This is a genomic window from Kribbella sp. VKM Ac-2569 (assembly GCF_004216905.1).
Classification (GTDB): domain Bacteria; phylum Actinomycetota; class Actinomycetes; order Propionibacteriales; family Kribbellaceae; genus Kribbella.
In genome coordinates this window covers 495783-514659 of sequence record NZ_SGXJ01000003.1, presented here as the reverse complement: position 1 = coordinate 514659, position 18877 = coordinate 495783, and the positions used below count along the sequence as shown (strand labels likewise).

General features: G+C 69.3%; 16 protein-coding genes. 11 read left to right on the top strand and 5 right to left on the bottom strand.

The window, feature by feature from the left end:
• Positions 1–42 precede the first annotated feature (42 nt).
• On the top strand, positions 43–2739 hold the full coding sequence (locus EV649_RS22735) for a DEAD/DEAH box helicase (RefSeq protein WP_241998538.1): 2697 nt from the start codon (positions 43–45) through the stop codon (positions 2737–2739).
• On the top strand, positions 2736–3905 hold the full coding sequence (locus tag EV649_RS22730; RefSeq protein ID WP_130385576.1) for an SWIM zinc finger family protein: 1170 nt from the start codon (positions 2736–2738) through the stop codon (positions 3903–3905). The genes EV649_RS22735 and EV649_RS22730 overlap by 4 nt, the downstream gene beginning before the upstream one ends.
• Positions 3906–3908: 3 nt before the next feature.
• Here EV649_RS22730 and EV649_RS22725 read toward each other — a convergent pair whose 3' ends face one another.
• Positions 3909–4574 (bottom strand): DUF4232 domain-containing protein, encoded by a 666-nt coding sequence (locus tag EV649_RS22725; protein ID WP_130385575.1) that lies wholly within the window; start codon positions 4572–4574, stop codon positions 3909–3911.
• A gap of 182 nt (positions 4575–4756) precedes the next feature.
• Here EV649_RS22725 and EV649_RS22720 point away from each other — a divergent pair, with 182 nt between their 5' ends.
• The 7 genes from EV649_RS22720 (at position 4757) to EV649_RS22690 (ending at position 12665) form a co-directional block, all read left to right on the top strand.
• On the top strand, positions 4757–5257 hold the full coding sequence (locus tag EV649_RS22720) for an N-acetyltransferase (protein ID WP_130385574.1): 501 nt from the start codon (positions 4757–4759) through the stop codon (positions 5255–5257).
• Between the two features lie 180 nt (positions 5258–5437).
• A complete protein-coding gene (locus tag EV649_RS22715; RefSeq protein WP_130385573.1) occupies positions 5438–7123 on the top strand; it encodes an ABC transporter substrate-binding protein in 1686 nt (561 codons plus the stop codon).
• Positions 7120–8073, top strand: coding sequence for an ABC transporter permease (locus tag EV649_RS22710; protein WP_130385572.1), 954 nt, complete (start codon positions 7120–7122; stop codon positions 8071–8073). The genes EV649_RS22715 and EV649_RS22710 overlap by 4 nt, the downstream gene beginning before the upstream one ends.
• On the top strand, positions 8073–8960 hold the full coding sequence (locus EV649_RS22705) for an ABC transporter permease (RefSeq protein ID WP_130385571.1): 888 nt from the start codon (positions 8073–8075) through the stop codon (positions 8958–8960). Before EV649_RS22710 ends, EV649_RS22705 begins: the two co-directional genes overlap by 1 nt.
• Positions 8957–9934, top strand: coding sequence for an ABC transporter ATP-binding protein (locus EV649_RS22700; RefSeq protein WP_130385570.1), 978 nt, complete (start codon positions 8957–8959; stop codon positions 9932–9934). The genes EV649_RS22705 and EV649_RS22700 overlap by 4 nt, the downstream gene beginning before the upstream one ends.
• Positions 9934–10917: an oligopeptide/dipeptide ABC transporter ATP-binding protein gene (locus tag EV649_RS22695; protein ID WP_130385569.1), complete on the top strand. Its 984-nt coding sequence runs from the start codon at positions 9934–9936 to the stop codon at positions 10915–10917. The genes EV649_RS22700 and EV649_RS22695 overlap by 1 nt, the downstream gene beginning before the upstream one ends.
• Positions 10914–12665, top strand: coding sequence for a gamma-glutamyltransferase (locus EV649_RS22690; RefSeq protein WP_130385568.1), 1752 nt, complete (start codon positions 10914–10916; stop codon positions 12663–12665). Before EV649_RS22695 ends, EV649_RS22690 begins: the two co-directional genes overlap by 4 nt.
• Before the next feature lies 1 nt (position 12666).
• On the opposite strand, the gene EV649_RS22685 is transcribed toward EV649_RS22690, so the two are convergent.
• Positions 12667–13353, bottom strand: coding sequence for a GntR family transcriptional regulator (locus EV649_RS22685; RefSeq protein ID WP_130385567.1), 687 nt, complete (start codon positions 13351–13353; stop codon positions 12667–12669).
• A 98-nt stretch (positions 13354–13451) separates the two neighbouring features.
• Here EV649_RS22685 and EV649_RS22680 point away from each other — a divergent pair, with 98 nt between their 5' ends.
• Entirely contained in the window at positions 13452–14312 is an 861-nt protein-coding gene (locus EV649_RS22680; RefSeq protein WP_130385566.1) for a GNAT family N-acetyltransferase, read from the top strand.
• On the opposite strand, the gene EV649_RS22675 is transcribed toward EV649_RS22680, so the two are convergent.
• Entirely contained in the window at positions 14307–14684 is a 378-nt protein-coding gene (locus EV649_RS22675; RefSeq protein WP_130385565.1) for a TrmH family RNA methyltransferase, read from the bottom strand. The genes EV649_RS22680 and EV649_RS22675 overlap by 6 nt on opposite strands.
• Positions 14685–14738: 54 nt before the next feature.
• The gene (locus tag EV649_RS22670) at positions 14739–16505 is read right to left on the bottom strand and encodes a M1 family metallopeptidase (RefSeq protein WP_130385564.1); all 1767 of its coding nucleotides are present in this window, start codon (positions 16503–16505) and stop codon (positions 14739–14741) included.
• Between the two features lie 128 nt (positions 16506–16633).
• Here EV649_RS22670 and EV649_RS22665 point away from each other — a divergent pair, with 128 nt between their 5' ends.
• On the top strand, positions 16634–18190 hold the full coding sequence (locus tag EV649_RS22665; protein ID WP_130385563.1) for an adenylate/guanylate cyclase domain-containing protein: 1557 nt from the start codon (positions 16634–16636) through the stop codon (positions 18188–18190).
• Here the strand turns inward: EV649_RS22665 and EV649_RS22660 are convergent.
• Positions 18141–18875: a MerR family transcriptional regulator gene (locus tag EV649_RS22660; protein WP_130385562.1), complete on the bottom strand. Its 735-nt coding sequence runs from the start codon at positions 18873–18875 to the stop codon at positions 18141–18143. The genes EV649_RS22665 and EV649_RS22660 overlap by 50 nt on opposite strands.
• Positions 18876–18877 lie beyond the last annotated feature (2 nt).

Sequence of the window (18877 nt, the reverse complement as noted above, 5' to 3'; positions counted from 1 at the left end):
GCGGTGGTTTTCCGGCCGGCGGATCCACCACGCACGAGTCGAGTGGCGTTCTGGGATCCGGACGGCGGCCCACTCCCCCTCGGCGTCGGCGACCAGGTCGACCTGGAGCTGGTCGGTACCGGATCGGAGCTGCAGGGCGCCCGCGCTGTTGAGCTGCCGGTGGCGGAGGCGGTGCCGATCCTTGGGCGGATGCGGCGGGCGCCTGGAGCGCATCCGTCGGCGGCCTTCTGGGGCGGCGCCTCCCTGGTCGCGCTCCAACTGGTTGCCCGCGGCAAACTCCTGCCCGGCGTCACCCCCGGAGGTCACGACGCCTGGCGGGTCGGCCCGCTCGACCCCGACGACATCACCCGCGTGCTCGAACTCGCCGAAGCCATGCCCGCCTCAGCCCGAGCACTCCCACTCACCAACGTGCGGGTTCCTGTCGCTGAGGATTTGTTGCGGGAGTTTCTGGATGCAGTCGCCGACGGGATGCCTCGCTCCCCCGCCGCCGCGAAGGCGCATCAGACCAACCTCTTCACCGCGACCGCACCCCAGCGCGCCGACCGCCTGCGGACCTGGGCCGACGAGGTGTCTGCCGGACTCGACACCGGCGTACGGATCTCGCTCCGCATCGAGCTGGCCGACTCACTCGCCTTCAGCGCCGTGGTCCAACTGCACAGCCTCAAGGACCCCACCCTCGTCAGAGACGCGGACGATGTCTGGTCCGACGATGTCCCCGGCTTCGGCCCACGGGCACGCATCGACGCCACCCTGGCGATCCGCCGCGCAGCGCGCGTCTGGCAACCACTCGGCCGCCTGCTCGACTCCGCCGTACCGGATCGAATGGATCTCGCGGACGAAGAGGTCGCCGAGCTGCTGGCCGGCTCCGCGCAGCGGCTCACCGCGGCAGGCGTGGACCTGCACTGGCCACGCAGCCTCGGACGGGAACTCACCGCACGCGCCGCGATCACGTCGGCAGACGGGCCGCCCAGCGATCTCCCGGGTTTCTTCGGCGGTGACCGCACTCTCGACTTCAGCTGGCAGGTGGCACTCGGCGACGACCCGCTGACCGAGGCCGAGCTCGACCAACTCGCGGAAGCGACCCGGCCGGTCGTCCGGCTCCGGGACCAGTGGATGCTGATCGATCCCGAGCTCGCCCGCAAGGCCCGCGAACGCATCCTCAAACCCGTCACCGCGATCGACGCCCTCGGCGCCGCCCTCACTGGCACCACCGAGATCGACGGCCGGCAGATCACCGTGACTCCCACCAAGTGGCTCGACGACCTCCGCGCGAAGATCGCCGACCCGGACCGCGCTGACGAGCCCATCGAAGCGCCGGCCGGCCTCCAGGCGACCCTCCGCGACTACCAGCTGCGCGGTCTGCGCTGGTTGACCCGGATGACGTCGCTCGGTCTCGGCGGCTGCCTCGCCGACGACATGGGCCTCGGCAAAACGATCACGCTCATCTCGCTCCACCTGCACCGCCAGCAGTCCGCCGACACCGCCGGTCCGACGCTGGTCGTCTGCCCGGCGTCGCTGCTCGGCAACTGGGAGCGGGAGGTGCAGCGGTTCGCTCCGGGCACTCCGGTACGGCGCTTCCACGGCACCTCCCGTTCGCTCGACGACGCGCGGGAAGGCTTCGTGCTGACGACGTACGGGACCCTGCGGCGTGACGCCGTACGGCTGGCCGAGCATCCGTGGGCGCTTGTGGTTGCCGATGAGGCGCAGCATGTGAAGAACCCGTCGTCCGGTACGGCGAAGGCGCTGCGGACCGTGCCGGCCAAGGCGCGGGTGGCGCTGACCGGAACGCCGGTGGAGAACAACCTGTCCGAGCTGTGGGCCATCCTCGACTGGACGACGCCGGGACTGCTCGGCCGGCTCGGATCGTTCCGCAACCAGTGGGCGCAGCCGATCGAGGCGGACAAGGACGAGGAGGTCGCTGCGCGACTCGCGAAGCTCGTCAAACCGTTCCTGCTGCGCCGGAAGAAGTCCGATCCGGGGATCGCGCCTGAGCTGCCGCCAAAGACCGAGACGGACCAGGCGGTGTCCCTGACCCGCGAGCAGGTCGTGTTGTACGAGGCAACGGTTCGCGAGCTGATGGCGGAGGTCCAGGCCAGTGACCGGATGGCGCGGCGCGGACTGATCGTGAAGCTCCTGACCGGCTTGAAGCAGATCTGCAACCACCCCGCGCAGTACTTGAAGGAGCCCGACGACGCGCGCCTGACCGGTCGCTCTGGCAAGCTCGAACTGCTCGACGAGCTGCTCGAGACGATCGTCGCCGAGGACGGTGCGGTGCTCGTCTTCACGCAGTACGTCGCGATGGCGCGACTGCTCGAACGGCATCTCGCCGAGCGCGGCATCCCGACCCAGTTGCTGCACGGTGGCACGCCGGTCGCGCGGCGCGAGGACATGGTCGACCGGTTCCAGGCCGGCGAGGTCCGCGTGTTCCTGCTGTCGTTGAAGGCGGCCGGGACCGGACTGAACCTGACCCGCGCGGATCACGTCGTGCACTTCGATCGCTGGTGGAATCCCGCGGTCGAGGACCAGGCCACCGACCGCGCGTACCGGATCGGGCAGACCCGGCCGGTGCAGGTTCACCGGTTGATTGCCGAAGGCACCATCGAGGACCGGATCGCCGGAATGCTCGCCGCCAAGCGCGAGCTGGCCGAGGCCGTGCTGTCCGGCTGTGAGGCGGCACTGACCGAACTCTCCGACGCCGAACTGGCCGACCTGGTCGAGCTGCGGGGAGGTGCGCGATGACCGAGGCGCAAGGCTTCCCGGCCTTCACGGCGCAACACCGCAGCACCCGCGGCAGGTCGTGGTGGGCCCGGGCCTGGGTGCAGGCGATGGAGGACACATCGCTGGACAACGGTCAGCTCAAGAAGGGCCGCCGGTACGCGAACTCCGGGCAGGTCGGCACGATCACCGTCAGCCCCGGACGGATCGCGGCCACCGTCTACTCGCCGGAGGACACGTACGAGTCCGTGGTCCACGTCGACCAACTCAGCGATGATGACTGGCGCCGGTTCCGCGAGCAGCTCGCCGCGCGTGCCGGCCACATCGCGGCGTTGCTCGACGGCGAGATGCCGCACAAGCTGGTCGAGGCGGCATCCGATGCAGGCGTCACGCTGCTGCCGGGCATCGGAGATCTCGATCCGAGCTGTACGTGCGATGCCTGGGAACTCCCCTGCCAGCACGCGGCCGCCCTCTGCTATCAGGTCGCCTGGCTACTCGACGCCGACCCGTTCGTGCTGCTGCTCCTCCGCGGACGCACCCGCGAAGCCCTCCTCGACGAACTGCAGGCTTCGTCCGCCCAGCCCGCCCAGCCCGCCGAGGCCGGCGTGGCCATCACCGACGTACTAGCCGGCACGCCCGGTGAGCTGCCCGAGCCGCCGGAGCTCCCGGCGCGGGTCGGCCTCGACGAGCTCGCGGTTGCGGGAATCGAGCCGCCCGGCGATCTCGGTCCGCAAGTACTCCAGTTGCTCGTGCTCGACGCCGCTCGCCGAGCCCGATCGATCCTCAACGCGCTCCTCCACGGCACCGCCGAACCACGGCCGCTCGACGACTGGCAGGACGCCGTCCGCCTGGCGACGGACTTCCCGCAACTCGTCACGACGCTGACCGAGTCCACCGGCCGGGACCTTGCCCCCGGCATCCAAGCCTGGCAGTACGGCGGCGCGCCCGGTCTCGACGTACTCGAGCACACCTGGACACCCGACCCGGCCGAGCTCAACCGAGCGCGGACGGACCTGCTCGCCGCGGACGACGACCTGACCATCAGTACGTCGGCGAACCAGTTGACGCTCGGCGCCGACACCCAACTCAGACTCGACCGCGACGGCCGCTGGCATCCCTACCGGCTCGTCGACGAGACCTGGACCCCGGACGGTACGCCCTCCAGGGATCCACTGGTCTTCGAGTGGTGAGAGTCAGGACTGGGTGACGGGACGCATGGCGAGGCCCTCGGTGCCCGCCCAGTACGTGACGCGCTGGCCGTCGTCGGCCTCGAAGGACGTGACAGGTATCTTCACCTTGACCGGATTCTCCGCCTCGGCCTCACCGCCGGGGCTGCCGAGGCCGACGGTCATGAACTTCACGGGATAGGTGTCCATCTTGCCGCCGGTGGCGAGGATGCCGGCGTACGCCTTCTCGCCCGGAGCGAGAGTGACTGCCTCGTCGGAGTTGGTCGCCTCCTTGACCGGCGCGTAGCCCTTGGCGTCGCCGAGGGTGACCTCGGGATAGTTCTGTACGTCGCACTTCTTGGCGCTCTTGTTGGTGGCGACGAGCATGAGGTGCCGAACCTCTTCGCCCGGCCCATCGTAATTCGTGACGGTGAAGGACAGATCCGCCATCGTGCAGAGATCGACGCTGGAGTCCGCGGTGGGCTTCTTCGACGGAGGCGCCGTCACCGGCTTCACCGGGCTCGACGAGGTCGTTGCGCTCGCCGAGGTCGTCGTACTCTGCTGGTCCGAGGGCTTGCTGCCGTCCGACGCGTTGGCGGACCCGCACGCGGCGGTTGTGAGGAGTGCGGCGACCGCGCCTGCCCCCAGGGCATACCTTCTCCAACTGCCTGCATGCTTGCGATTCACGTTCACTGAAGACCCCTTGTTCAGCTTGACGAATTCGAGGTGATAGACGCCTCACGCTCGGTTAAAGTTGGTCACGACTTCGGAGAAGGAGGAGGTGAGTTGATGACCGCGTCAGCCTGCGCTGCGGCACGTCCGGCAGCGCCATCGGTCATTCAACTCATCCACTGAACCTCCGAAAGGGACCTTCGTTGTCCATCACCTGGAACACCCGTGTCGAGACTCGGTCCGACATCGAACCTCTCCGCGAGTTGACCCGCGACGCCTTCGGCCGGCAGTTCGAGGTCGACTTCCTGGACGCGCTCCGCGCGGACCCGGTCGCCTGGATTCCCGGGCTATCGTTCGTCGCCACCACGTCCGACGACGAGCCGATCGCCTACGCACTCCTCACGCGTTGTCACGTCGACGACGTACCGGTCCTTTCGCTCGGACCGGTCGCCGTGCTTCCGGCGTACCAACGGCAAGGCGCCGGCGGGGCCGCCGTACGGGCCGCTTTGGCGACGGCGCGTGACCGCCCTGAGCCTGCGGCGGTCGTCCTCGGCCACGCGGAGTACTACCCACGGTTCGGTTTCCAGCAGGCGACCGGGTTCGGCATCCATCACCCGCAGTACGACGGCCCGAACCTGATGGCGATTGCTCTCGGCAACCACACCGTCCCGACCGGAACCCTCACCTACCCGGTCACCAGCTGACCACCGCCGCGCCCTGGCCGACCCGACGGGAGGGTCGGCCAGGGCGCGGCACGGAGCGACCCGTAACGATGTACGTCGGGCGGTCGTAAAAGGTTCAGTCAAACTCGCCGAATCACTTGCGCACCACGCTTGTATACATGAAACAGTCGACAAGAACCCGCCTACTCAGGAGCTACCGCGATGACTCGTCGACTCGCACTGAACCGTTTCATCTCCGGCACCCGCCGTCGTACCGCGGCTGGGATCGGCGCGGCCGTCGTTGCGGTCGCCCTCGTCGGGACGGCCTGCTCGCCGGTCGAGCCGGCCGGTGAGGACAACCCGTCGGGCGGTCAGCCGTCCGCCGGGCAGGATGTGTTCGGCGAGGCGGCCGACACGGCGAAGGTGAAGCAGGGCGGCACGCTGACGGTCGCGCTCTCCGCCGACCCGGACAAGCTCGACCCGACACTGTCACGCAGCCTGTACTCGCGGTACGTCTTCCACACGATGTGCGAGAAGCTGTACGACCTCGGCCCGGACGCCAAGCTGGTCCCGCAGCTCGCGACCGCGCTGCCGACGATCTCGTCCGACGGGCTCAGCCTGACGATCCCGCTGAAGGAGGGCGTGAAGTTCGCCGACGGCGGCACGTTCGACTCGAACGCGGTCAAGATCTCGCTGAACCGGGATCTCACACTGGCCGGATCGGCGCGCAAGAGCGAGCTCGGCCCGGTCTCCTCGATCGAGACGCCGGACCCGAAGACCGTCGTCATCAAGCTCTCGAAGCCGTTCGCCCCGCTGACCGCCGCGCTGGCCGACCGGGCCGGGATGGTGCTCAGCCCGGCCGCGGTCGCGAAGCTCGGGGCGAACTTCTCCAGCGCGCCGGTCTGTGTCGGCCCGTTCAAGTTCGCCAGCCGGGTCGCGCAGAACTCGATCAAGGTCGTCAAGGACCCGCAGTACTACGACGCCGCCAAGGTCCACCTCGACGCCATCGAGTACCGGATCATCACCGACTCCAGCATCCGCTCGGCGAACCTGAAGTCCGGGGACGCGCAGGTCGCGGACTCGCTGTCGTCGCAGGACGCGCCGACGCTGCAGAAGGACGACAGCGTTAGCGTGCTGCAGTCGCAGTCGCTCGGGTACCAGGGCCTGACGATCAACATCGGCAACGCCAACGGGATCGGCAATCCGCCCAAGCAGCTCGACACCCCGATCGCGAAGGACCCGAAGGTACGGCAGGCGCTGGCGCTGGCCATCGACCGGGAAGCGCTCGTGAAGTCGATCTTCAACGGGCTCAACACGGTCGCCTGCTCGCCGGTCTCGCCGAAGAGCGAGTTCACGTCCGACGCGGCGCAGGTCTGCCCGGCGCACGATCCCGCGAAAGCCAAGCAGTTGCTGGCCGACGCCGGCGTGAAAACGCCGTACAAGGTCGAGATGATCACGTCGAACAACCCGGACAGTCTGCGGCTCGCACAGGCGCTGCAGGGAATGGTGAAGGACGCCGGGTTCGACCTGGTCATCAAGCCCGTCGAGTACGCCGCTCTGCTGGACCAGCAGGACCGCGGTGACTTCGAGCTGCTGCAGCTCGGCTGGTCGGGACGGGTCGACCCGGACGCGAACATCTTCAACTTCGTCGGCACCACCGGCAGCCAGAACGTCTCCGGCTACAGCAACCCGGCCCTCGACAAGCTGCTCACCGACGCGCGCCAGTCCACCGACCAGGCCGAGCGCGTGAAGCTCTACGGCCAGGTCACCACGTTGCTGCAGCAGGACGACCCGATCATCTACATGTACCGCCAGCGCAACCTGACTGGCGTCTCCAAGAAGCTGCTCGGCATCCAGGTCTATCCCGACGGCGTGATCCGCACCGCCTTCGCAGGATTCGCGAAGTGAGGCGGTACCTGCTTAATCGGTTGTGGCAGTCCGCGGTGACGCTCGTGCTCGCGACGATCGTGGTGTTCGCCGGGGTGCGGGCGTTGCCGGGCGATCCGGCGCTGGCGCTCGCGGGTGAGGATCGGGATCCGGAGTCGCTGCGGGCCATCCGGGAGCAGTACGGGCTGGACCAGTCGTGGCTCGTGCAGTTCTGGCAGTTCGTGAGCCACGCGGCGCGCGGGGATCTCGGGCAGTCGATCCGGACCGGTACGCCGGTGCGGTCGATGATCATGAGCGCGCTGCCGGTGACGATCGAGCTATCAGTGCTAGCGATTCTGATCGCGAGCGTCATCGGGGTCGGTGCCGGTGTGATCGCAGCCGTACGCCGTGGACGGCCTGCGGAATGGGCCGCGAACGCGCTAGCACTGCTAGGGCTGTCGGTGCCGCACTTCTGGCTCGGCCTGATGGCGATCCTGTACCTGTCCGTTGCCCTCGGCCTCTTCCCCGCCTCCGGCTTCGTCCCGTTCTTCAGCAACCCGGTGGCGAACCTCCACCACCTCATCCTCCCGGCGCTGATCCTCGGCACCGGCCTCTCCGCCGTGATCATGCGCCAGACGAGGTCATCGATGCTCGACGCCCTGTCCGCCGACTACATCCGTACGGCGGAAGCCAAAGGCCTCCCGCCCAAGGCAGTAGTCGGAAAGCACGCCCTGCGCAACAGCCTGATCGTGGTCGTCACGATCGTCGGCCTCCAACTCGGCGCGCTGATCTCGGGCGCCGTCGTCACCGAACGGATCTTCGCGCTCCCCGGCTTCGGCAAGCTCACCGTCGACGCCGTCTTCCAGCGCGACTACCCCGTCATCCAGGCGGTCGTCCTGGTCACCGCGACGGCGTACATCGTCATCAACCTGCTGGTCGACCTCCTGTACTCCGTCATCGATCCGCGCATCCGCGTGCGAGGTGAGGCCTGATGGCAGTCGCCGAAGTAACCGATGCCGTGCCGACGGCCCCGCTCCGCAGCAACCGCCGCCGAGTGGTACGCCGGATCCTGCACAACCCGCTCGCCCTCACCGGGCTAGCAGTGCTAGCGATCGCGGTGATCCTCGCCGTGTTCGCCAACTGGCTGGCCCCGCACGAACCCACCCAGACCCACCTCGACCGCGCATTCGCCCCGCCGGGCACCGCCGGATACCTGCTCGGCACCGACGACCTCGGGCGCGACGTGCTCTCGCGGATCATGTTCGGGCTCCGTGCGTCCTTGCACGTCGGTGTCCTCGCGGTCGCGTTCTCGCTGGTGGTCGGCGTACCGCTCGGGCTGATCGCCGGCTACTTCCGGACCGTCGACGCGCTCATCTCCCGGCTCACCGACCTGGTGCTGGCGTTCCCGTTCCTGATCCTCGCGGTCGGGCTGGCCGCGATCCGCGGCGCGAGTCTCGGCAACGCGGCGATCGCGATCGGCATCGCACAGATCCCCGGCATGATCCGGATCGTCCGGTCCGAGACGTTGCGGATCAAGTCGCTCGACTTCGTCGCCGCGGCGATCGTCGAGGGCGCGAGTGACGCCTGGGTGCTGGGCCGGCACATCTTCCCGAACGCCGGCTCCGCGATCATCGTCCAGGCCACCGTCGGCATCCCGGCGGCGATCCTCGGCGAGGCCGTGCTGTCGTTCCTCGGCCTCGGCATCCAGCCACCCGCTCCGAGCCTCGGCACGATGCTCGCCGACGCGCAGCAGTTCGCGTCCCGGGCGCCGTGGGCCGCCGTGATGCCGGGTGTCGCGATCATGCTGCTCACGCTGGCGTTCAACATCGTCGGCGACAGCCTCCGCGACGCCCTCGACCCGAAGGCGAGCCGCCGATGAAGCCTGTGCTTGCAGTCAAAGATCTGTCCGTCACGTTCCGCACCGAGGACGGGCCGCTGTCGGCGGTCGACCGGGTCAGCTTCGAGGTCGGTGACGGCGAAGTCCTTGCGGTGGTCGGTGAGTCCGGCTGCGGTAAGAGCGTTACGGCGATGAGCATCGCCGGTCTGCTCCCCCGTACGGCGACAGTCAACGGCTCCGTCGAACTCGACGGGACAGAACTGATCGGCGCCGACAAGCGCACGCTCCGCTCGATCCGTGGCCGCGAGGTCGCGTACATCTTCCAGGAGCCGATGACCTCGCTGAACCCAGTCTTCACCGTCGGCCACCAGATCATCGAGGTACTGCGGACGCATATCGGCCTGAACCGCCAGGCGGCGCACGCCCGCGCGATCGAACTGCTCAAGCTCGTCGGCATCCCGTCCGCCGAGCGCCGTGTCGGCGACTATCCGCACCAACTGTCCGGCGGGATGCGGCAACGCGTGATGATCGCGATGGCGGTCGCCTGCGACCCGAAGGTGCTGATCGCCGACGAGCCGACCACGGCCCTCGACGTCACGATCCAGGCCGGCATTCTCGACGTACTGCGTGGTCTGCGCGAACGCCTCGGCACCAGCATCGTGCTGATCACGCACGACCTCGGTGTCGTCGCCGACCTCGCCGACCGGGTCGCGGTGATGTACGCCGGACGCGTCGTGGAAACCGCCGAGGTCCATGACCTGTTCGCACACCCCGAGCACCCGTACACCGTGGGACTGCTCGGCGCCTCCCCCGCCGCCGGCCGGCACGCGGAATCCCAGCGCCTGAACGAGATTCCCGGGCTCGTCCCGGTCCTCACCGAGCAGCCCGACGCCTGCACATTCGCCGACCGCTGCTCCCGAGCCGTCGACACCTGTACGTCGTCCCAACCGCAGCTCACTGACGGTCCGCATCGAGTCGCGTGCTGGAACCCGGTCCGCGAAAGAGTGGAGGTCTGATGGACGACAACGCTCTGGAAGTAGAGGATCTCGTCATGCACTTCGGCCCGGTTCGGGCCGTCGACGGCGTGACGCTGCGGATCCGGCAAGGCACCGTCGTCGCACTGGTCGGTGAGAGCGGCTCCGGCAAGTCGACCGTCGGCCGCTGCATCGTCAGACTGCTCGAACCCACCGGCGGCACCGTCCGTCTCGCGGGCGCCGACATCACCCACCTGAACCGCCGCCGGCTCCGCCCACATCGCCGCGACGTGTCCATCGTGTTCCAGGACCCGGCCGGCTCGCTCGATCCACGACTGTCCGTCGGCGACATCGTCGGCGAACCACTCCGCCTGATGCGCCGCAAGGACATCTCCACCAAGGTCTCCGAATCACTGCGCCGGGTCGGCCTCCGCCCCGAGGTCGCGCAGCGCGCACCGCACGAACTGTCCGGCGGTCAACGTCAACGAGTCAGCATCGCCCGTGCGCTGATCTCCGAACCACGGCTGCTCGTCGCGGACGAGCCGACCAGTGCGCTGGATGTCTCGGTGCAGGCCGCCGTACTCAATCTGCTCGCCGACCTCCAGCGTGATCTCGGCTTCGCGTGCTTGTTCATCACCCACGACCTGTCCGCCGTCGAGTACCTCGCTGACGAGGTCGCGGTGATGTATCTCGGTCAACTAGTGGAGCAGGGACCGCGCGCCAGGATCTTCGGGAAGCCGGCGCACCCGTACACGCAGGCGCTCCTGTCCGCGGCGCCCGTACCCGATCCCGCCGAGCAGCGTGCCCGCCGGCCCGTCCTGCTCGGTGACGACCTCCCGTCAGCGATCGATCCGCCGCCCGGTTGCCGGTTCCACACCCGGTGTCCGGTCGCGGTGGACACATGCCGGACAGTCGTCCCGGAATCACGAACGATCGGCGAAGGTGGACACCAGGTCGCCTGTCACCTCGTCAAGGACGACGGCACCGGCCCCGACGTACGACCAACTGAAGGAGCTGCACGATGACGTTCACCACCCGGCCTACTCTCCGTGGCACGTTCGGGATGGTTTCGTCCACGCATTGGCTGGCGTCGCAGTCGGCCATGCGGATCCTCGAGCTGGGCGGCAACGCGTTCGACGCGGGTGCCGCGGCCGGGTTCGTGCTGCACGTGGTCGAGCCGCACCTCAACGGCCCGGGCGGTGAGGTGCCCGCGATCATCGCAACCGCCGACGACCCGGCGCCGCGGGTGCTTTCTGGTCAGGGCGTCGCGCCGGCCGGTGCGACCATCGAGCACTACCGGTCACTCGGTCTGACGTTGGTGCCCGGCTCGGGTCCGCTTGCGGCCACGGTGCCCGGCGCGGTCGACGCCTGGCTGCTCCTGCTGCGCGACCATGGCACCCTGCCGTTGAGCGTCGTACTCGAGCCCGCGATCGATTACGCCCGCAACGGGCACCCGCTCGTACCGCGGATCGCCGACACCATCGGCACCGTGCAGCAGCTCTTCGAGGAGCACTGGCCGACGTCCGCCGCGCTCTGGCTCAAGGACGGCGCTCCCGTAACCGGCCGATTCAGCAATGAGGCGTACGCCGCGACGCTCGAGAAGCTGGTGCGCGAGGCCACCGGGGCGGACCGGCAGGCGCAGATCGAGCAGGCGCGGAAGACCTGGCGAGAAGGGTTCGTCGCGGAGGCGATCGACAAGTTCGCACGGCTGCCGCATCGCGACTCCAGCGGCGAGGACCACGCCGGTCTCATCACGGGCGACGACCTGGCCGCCTTCCAGGCTACCTGGGAGGACGCGGCGACGTACGACTGGAACGGGCACACGGTCGCCAAGACCGGTCCGTGGGGTCAGGGCCCCGCCCTGCTGCAGTCGCTCGCCGTACTCGCGGAGCTCGGCGACGTCGACCTCGATACCGCCGAGGGCGTGCACACGACGGTCGAGGTCATGAAGCTGTCGTACGCCGACCGCGAGGCCTGGTACGGCGACGGCGCCGACGTACCGCTCGACACGCTCCTCTCCCCCGGGTACGCCGCCGAGCGCGCGAAGCTGATCGGCTCGGACGCCGCGCTGGACCTCCGCCCCGGCACCCCGGACGGGCGCACACCGAGGCTGCCTTCAATTGCTACCGGCAACGAGACGGGCGACGCAACCACGGGTGAGCCGACCGTGTCCCCTGTGGGCGAAACCCGCGGCGACACCTGCCATGTCGATGTGATCGACCGCTGGGGCAACATGATCTCGGCGACGCCCAGCGGCGGCTGGCTGCAGTCGTCGCCGACGATCCCCGAGCTCGGGTTCTGTCTGGGCAGCCGGGCGCAGATGTTCTGGCTCGAGCAAGGACTCCCGGCCTCACTCGCGCCTGGAAAGCGGCCGCGCACCACGCTGACGCCGACGCTCGTGCTCCGCGACGGCGAACCGGTGATGGCCTGCGGATCGCCTGGCGGCGACCAGCAGGACCAGTGGCAGCTGCTCTTCCTGCTCCGGCACCTCGGCGCGGGCCTGGATCTGCAGGAGGCGATCGACGCGCCCGCCTGGCACACGACCGGCTTCCCGTCGTCGTTCTACCCGCGCACCACGGAACCAGGTGGGCTCGTGATCGAGAGCCGGGTCGGCAAGGACATCCGCGACGAACTCGTACGGCGTGGGCACGTCGTGACCGAGTCCGATCCGTGGAGCCTCGGCCGGCTGTGCGCCGTACGGAAGGAGGCCGACGGCGTTCTCGCGGCCGCGGCCAACCCTCGCGGCATGCAGGGGTACGCGGTCGGACGCTGACTCAGGCCTTCGGTCCGAGTGCCGCCTTCGCCGCGGCCTCGACGTGCAGGCGGGCGGCCGTACTCGCGGCCGCCGCGTCGCCTGCCTCGATCGCCTCGACCAGCCGCATGTGCTCCTCCGTCGAATGCGGCGCCCGCTGGGCCGCGCCGACCCGGAACACCCAGTGCACGTGGTGGTACATCGCGGCCGAGATCGAGTGCAGCCAGCGATTCCCGCTGACCTCGATCACGGCCCGGTGGAACGCGCTGTTCAGCTCGGCGACCCGGTCGAAGTCCTCGGCCTTCGCGGCCGCGTTCGCGTCCTCGACCAGCCCGCGCAGCGTCGCGATCCCCGCAGGCGTCGCCCGCTCTGCCGCGAGCCCGGCCGCGAGCGTCTCGAGTTGCTGCCGTACGGCGAACAGGTCCCGGACCGCGGTCTCGTCGAGCGTCGCGACGACCGCGCCCCGTCGCGGAAGGATCTGCACGAAGCCTTCGGCCTCGACCACGCGCAGTGCTTCCCGGACCGGGTTCCGTGACACCCCGAAGTCGTCCGCGAGTCGCGTCTCGGTCAGCCGCTCGCCCTCGTGGTACTCACCGTCGACGATCCGCCGGCGCAGCTCCGTGAGGACCTGCTCGCGGAGCGCGATGTGATCGGCACCGATCGTGCGGATCATCCGGTCCCGCTGAGCGTTCTCGTCCGGCTGCGCCACCCCTAGCTCCTCTCCCCGCTCCCCGTTCGGCCTGCGCGCCACGGTAGCGGATCGATGGCCAGGCGGCACGTGATCCGGGACGGCGTTATGTTGACGGCTTGAGCATCCGACTGATTCCCCTGACAGATCCCGACTACAAGCCGTTCAGCCGCCGGATCGCCTGGCTGGCCGCACAGGCCGACGGTACGCCGGTCGGTTCCGCGTTCCTGCGCCTCAACAGCCGCAAGGCCCATGCGCACCTGGGCGACGCGGAGATCAACGTGCACCCGGCCGAACGCGGCCGCGGGATCGGCAGCCTGCTGCTCGGCGCCGTCGTCACCGGCGCGCGCGAGCACGACGTACGGACGCTGGTCACGGACGTCGACGTCAACTCGGTCGGCGACCGTTTCCTCCAGCGGCACGGGTTCACGATCGGCCTGACGCTGATCTACGCGCGGCTCGATCTGTCGACGGGGACTCCCGACGTACCGGAAGTCCCGGGCTACCGGCTGGTGTCCTGGGAAGGTGTGCCGCCGGACGAGCTGGTGCAGACCTTCACCGATGCGCGCGCCGGGATGAACGACGCGCCGTCGGGCACGATCGACGCCGGCGTGGACGTGTGGGACGTCGAGCGGACGAGGTACGCCGCGCAGCTGATCGAGCAGCGCGGCGAGCGTCTCTCGGTCGTCGCGGCGGTCGACAGCACGGGCCGCATCGCCGGCTTCACCGAGGTCGTCGTCGCGGGTGACGGGAAGGGCGACGGTCAGAACTACGGCACCGCCGTCCTCCCCGAGCATCGCGGCCGCGGGCTCGCGCTGTGGATGAAGGCCGCCCAGATCCACGAGACCCGTCGCCGGTTCCCTGATCTCGACGGCCTGCTCACCGATACGGTCGACACCAACCTGGCCATGCGGCGTACCAACGACCGGCTTGGCTACCGCCCGCAGCACGAGGTGCATCGCCGCACGCTCGACCTATAGCAGGCCAGCCAACCGATACAGCACGAGCGAACCGGCGACCGCGACGTTGAGGCTGGCGCCGGTCCCGATCATCGGGATCTCGACCACGACGTCCAGCTGGTCGACCGCCTCGGGCGGGATCCCGGTGCGTTCGTGCCCGAGAACGGCGATCGTCCGCAGCGTGTTGCCCTTGGCAAGCGCATCCGGCACCCACGGCAGCTTCGGTACGGCGAGACACGCGCCGACCGCGTCACAGGTACGGAGCAGCGTCCCGAGGTTCACGTTGTGCATCGGCCAGAGCGGCGCGATCAGCAGATGGTCCCAGCACGAGTGGGACTTGCGGCGGCGTTGGTGCTTGAGGTCCTTGCGGCTCCGCACCCGGATCCCGCTCATCGAGCAGCGGGATCGATCCTCCCGTCAGGAATTCGCGTCATCATGCCACCCAGTCTACTGGCCCAGGATCTTCTGGACCGCAGCAGTCGTGATCGGGTGGTAGCCGGGGCGGGCCTTGGCGAAGACCTCCGCGGCGAACGCACGGTCGGTGCCGGCCAGCGCCTGGTACACCGGGAGGACGAGCTTCATCCGTCCGACCTTGGTGAGGAACTCGGCCATCTCGGCGTACGCCGCCTCATAGCTGCTCGCGGCAACGATCTGGTACCAGCGCCGCGCGATCTCGCCATTCGCCGTACCGGTCAGGCCGAACGCACGGTCGAGCTGCTGCAGGAGCAACGGGCTCAGTACATCGGGAGCCGCGTCGAGGAACCGCAGCCACTCCTGCGTCGTCCACCGCTCCGCGCCGTGCGGCAGCTCGCCCGTCGTCAGCCACAGACCGCGTGCCTCGTCCACGACCTGGAACCGCGCCGACACCGCGCGCCGCGCGAACGCCGGGATCCCCGGCTCGTACAGCCAGGCAGCCAGCTCGTCCTCGGTCACCACGTCCGGATGCGGCGCGGTCAGGTGCTCCCGCAGGTGCTCGACGAAGTTGTCGGTGTTGATGCTGCGGAACGCGAACGTGTCGAAGTACCCACGCAGGAACGGATCGAACACCTCCCGCGTGAAGCGCTCCTCCAGCCAGGACAGGAACCACGACCCCTTCAGCGGGCCGGTCGACGTCGTCCCGTGGTACTCGGACCGGTGGTGCAGGCCCGGCAGCTCGACCGCGAGCTCGGCCGGCGTCAGCGGGTCCAGTTTCACCACGGTCGCGTGCTGCTTGATCGCGGTCTCCATCACCGCGAACTCGGTCCCGTAAACGGCCTCGACGATGCGGTTCTCGACGTACGACGTGAAGCCCTCGTTGAGCCAGATGTCGTCCCAGCTGTCCTGCGTGACGAGGTTGCCGGACCAGCTGTGTGCCAGCTCGTGCGCGATCACGCTGACCAGCGACTTGTCGCCGATCACCACGGTCGGGGTCGCGAACGTCATCCGCGGGTTCTCCATGCCGCCGTACGGGAACGACGGCGGCAGCACGAGGAGGTCGTAGCGGCCCCAGCGGTACGGGCCGAAGAGCTCCTCGGTGACCCGCATCATCTCCTCGGTGTCGGAGAACTCGGTCGCCGCCCTCCTCACGGTCGCGGGCTCGGCCCACACGCCCGACCGCTCGCCGAGCGGCTCGAACACCAGGTCACCCGCGGCGATCGCCAGCAGGTACGACGGGATCGGCTCCGGCATCACCACGTCGTACGAGCCGGTACGGCGCGACGTCGTACCGTTGTCGGCGCTCATCAGCACCATCAGCTCCGGCGGCGCCGTCACGTGCGCGGCGTAGCTGAACCGCACGCTCGGCGTGTCCTGCACCGGGACCCAGCTGCGCGCGTGGATCGCCTGCGACTGGCTGAACATGAACGGCATCACGCCGCCCGCCGTCATCGCCGGCTCCAGCCACTGCAGACCGGTCGCGGTCGGCGCGGTCCGGTAACTCACCTTGATCCGCGGGTGGCCCGCCGTCCGGATGGTCAGCGCGGAGCCCAGCTCCGGGTCCGGAACCGCGAGGCTGTACTCCAGCGGCTCCCAGCCGTCGGCCGTCAGTCCCTCGACACCCAGCACCGTGAGGTCGCGGGTGTCCAGGACGAGCCGGCTGGTCGCACCGGTCCAGGCGAGGGTGTGCGTGGCACTGCCGGCCAGCACTTTCTCGTCGAAGTCGAGCGCGAGGTCGAGTTCGAGGTGGGTGGTCCGAACCACATTCGGCTCGGCGTAGGAGTGGCGATCGTGCGTCAAGGGATGCTCCCCGAGTGAGGCGTCCGAGGAACACTACCCACGTCCCGGGCGGATCGGACGACCAATCTGGGCCAGCCGCACCTCCGTGCCAAAACCCTGGTTCGGTCCTGACTTGGCAGACTAGGTCCATGATGTCCCAGCGGAACCCCGAGCTGGTGCTGAAACGGCGCCCGTTCGGATCCTGGCTGCTCGGTCCGGCCGACCAGAGCACGAAACGGCTGCGGATCCGCCTTCACCTGCTGCTCACCGTGTTCTCGATCGGCACCAACCTGATCGGTGCCTTCGTCACCTTCGTCCTCGCCGTCTTCGTGCTGCCGGGTCCGTCGCTGGTCGACCAGCTCCAGCTCATCGACGCCATCGCCATCCCGGCGTACTTCCTCCTCGCGATGGGGGTCTGTTACGTCTGGAGCAGCCGCCTGACGAAGCGGGTCACCCGCTGGATCGACCTGGAGCGGCCGGCCAGCCGGCGGGAGCAGATCGCCACGCTGCAACTGCCGCTGCGACTCACCCTGATCGAGGTGCTGCTCTGGTTCGGCGCCGCCGTGCTGTTCACGGTGATGACGGTGATCCTGCAGCCGGAGAACGCACTCCGGGTCGCGCTCACCGTGGTCGACGGGATGATCGTCACCTCCGCGGTCTCGTACCTGCTCACCGAGTTCGCCCTCAGGCCCATCGCCGCACGAGCCCTCGTCGACTCGCCACCACCGCGGCGGCTGCTCGCGGCCGGGTTGAAGGCCCGCACGGTGTTCTTCTGGGCGGTCGGCTCCGGCGTGCCCGTGGCGGGCCTGATGCTGGCCGCCGTACTCGCGCTGATCGAGGGTGACGTCACCTCGACCCGGCTGTCGGTCGTGATTCTTGCCCTGGGCATCGTGGCGCTCGGCAACGGTTGCCTGCTCACCTGGTTGTCGGCGAAGTCCGTGGTCGCGCCGGTGCGATCGGTGCGGGACGCGTTGAACCTGATCGGCGAGGGACGGCTCGACGTGAGCATCCCGGTGTTCGACGGCACCGAGCTGGGGTCGCTGCAGGCTGGGTTCAACCGGATGGCGGACGGGCTGCGCGAGCGGGAGCGGATCCGGGATCTGTTCGGGAGGTACGTCGGGCCTGACGTTGTTCAGGAGGCACTGACTAGCGACAGCCTCGGTGGCGAGGAACGGTACGCCGCGGTGCTGTTCGTCGACCTGGTCGGATCAACCGAGCTCGCGGCGCAGCGGCCGCCGGCCCAGGTCGTGCAGTTGCTCAATCGGTTCTTCGCGATCGTGGTCGCCGAGGTGGACCGGCAGGGCGGGTTTGTGAACAAGTTCGCCGGTGACGCGGTACTGGCGGTCTTCGGGGCGCCGGCCGAGCTGGCGGATCCGGCGGGCAGCGCTCTGACCGCGGGGCGGGAGCTGTCCCGGCGGCTCGCCGACGAGTTGCCGGAGGCAACCGCGGGGATCGGTGTCACCGCGGGGATCGTGGTGGCCGGCACGGTGGGCGACGTACGGCGGCACGAGTACACCGTGATCGGGGACCCGGTGAACGAGGCGGCGCGGCTGAGCGAACTGGCCAAGACGGCGCCCGGGCGGCTCATCGCGTCGATGACCGCGGTTGAGAAGGCGGCGCCGGGAGAGTCCGATCAGTGGCGGCAGAGCGACCTGGTCACTGTGCGAGGGCGGTCGGTGCCGACGCGTCTTGCTGTCCCGCAGTGATCAGCTCGTGGAGCAGCGCAGCGCCGTACAGCATCGCCTTCGTTTGACGGTCGTGGGCGGCGCGGCGCTCGGCGATCGCGGTGCGCAGCGCGTCGGTGCTGCCGGTACGGCGCAGACCGTCGAGGACCGGCTTGATCTGCTCGAAGTAGTACCGGCCCTGGCGGAGCATGTGGATGATCCGCGCGTCGCGCACTTCCTCGGGGCCGTACCGCCGGTACTTCGTCCCCGGTTCCCGGGTCGGCGAGAGCAGGCCGGCGGCCTCCCAGACGCGGAGGGCCGACGTACGGATGCCAAGGCGGTGGGCGAGTTCGCCGACGAGTAGGGACGGGCCGGTGACCGGCTGCTCGTCGACGTACTCCGCGGCCAGCGCGCCGAGGGCCTCACTGGCGGCGTCCGTGGCGAGTCGCTGCTCGTGCAGGGCGGCGTGGGCCGCGTCCACCAGTCTGTAGGCGAGCGCCTCGTCGCCGTTGTGGACGGCGCGCATGATCTCGGTGGCGGTCTCGGCGCCGAAACCGGGCGCGAGCGCGCGGTACGTCAGCAACGCCGCAACATGCTCGGGACCGTACTGGCGGTAGCCGGTGTCCGACCGTGGCGCGGGCGGCAGAATCCCGGCCGCCTCGTAGTTGCGGACGAGCTGAGTCGATACCCCGGCCCGGCGCGCGAGGTCTACCGGCCGCAGTCCCATCC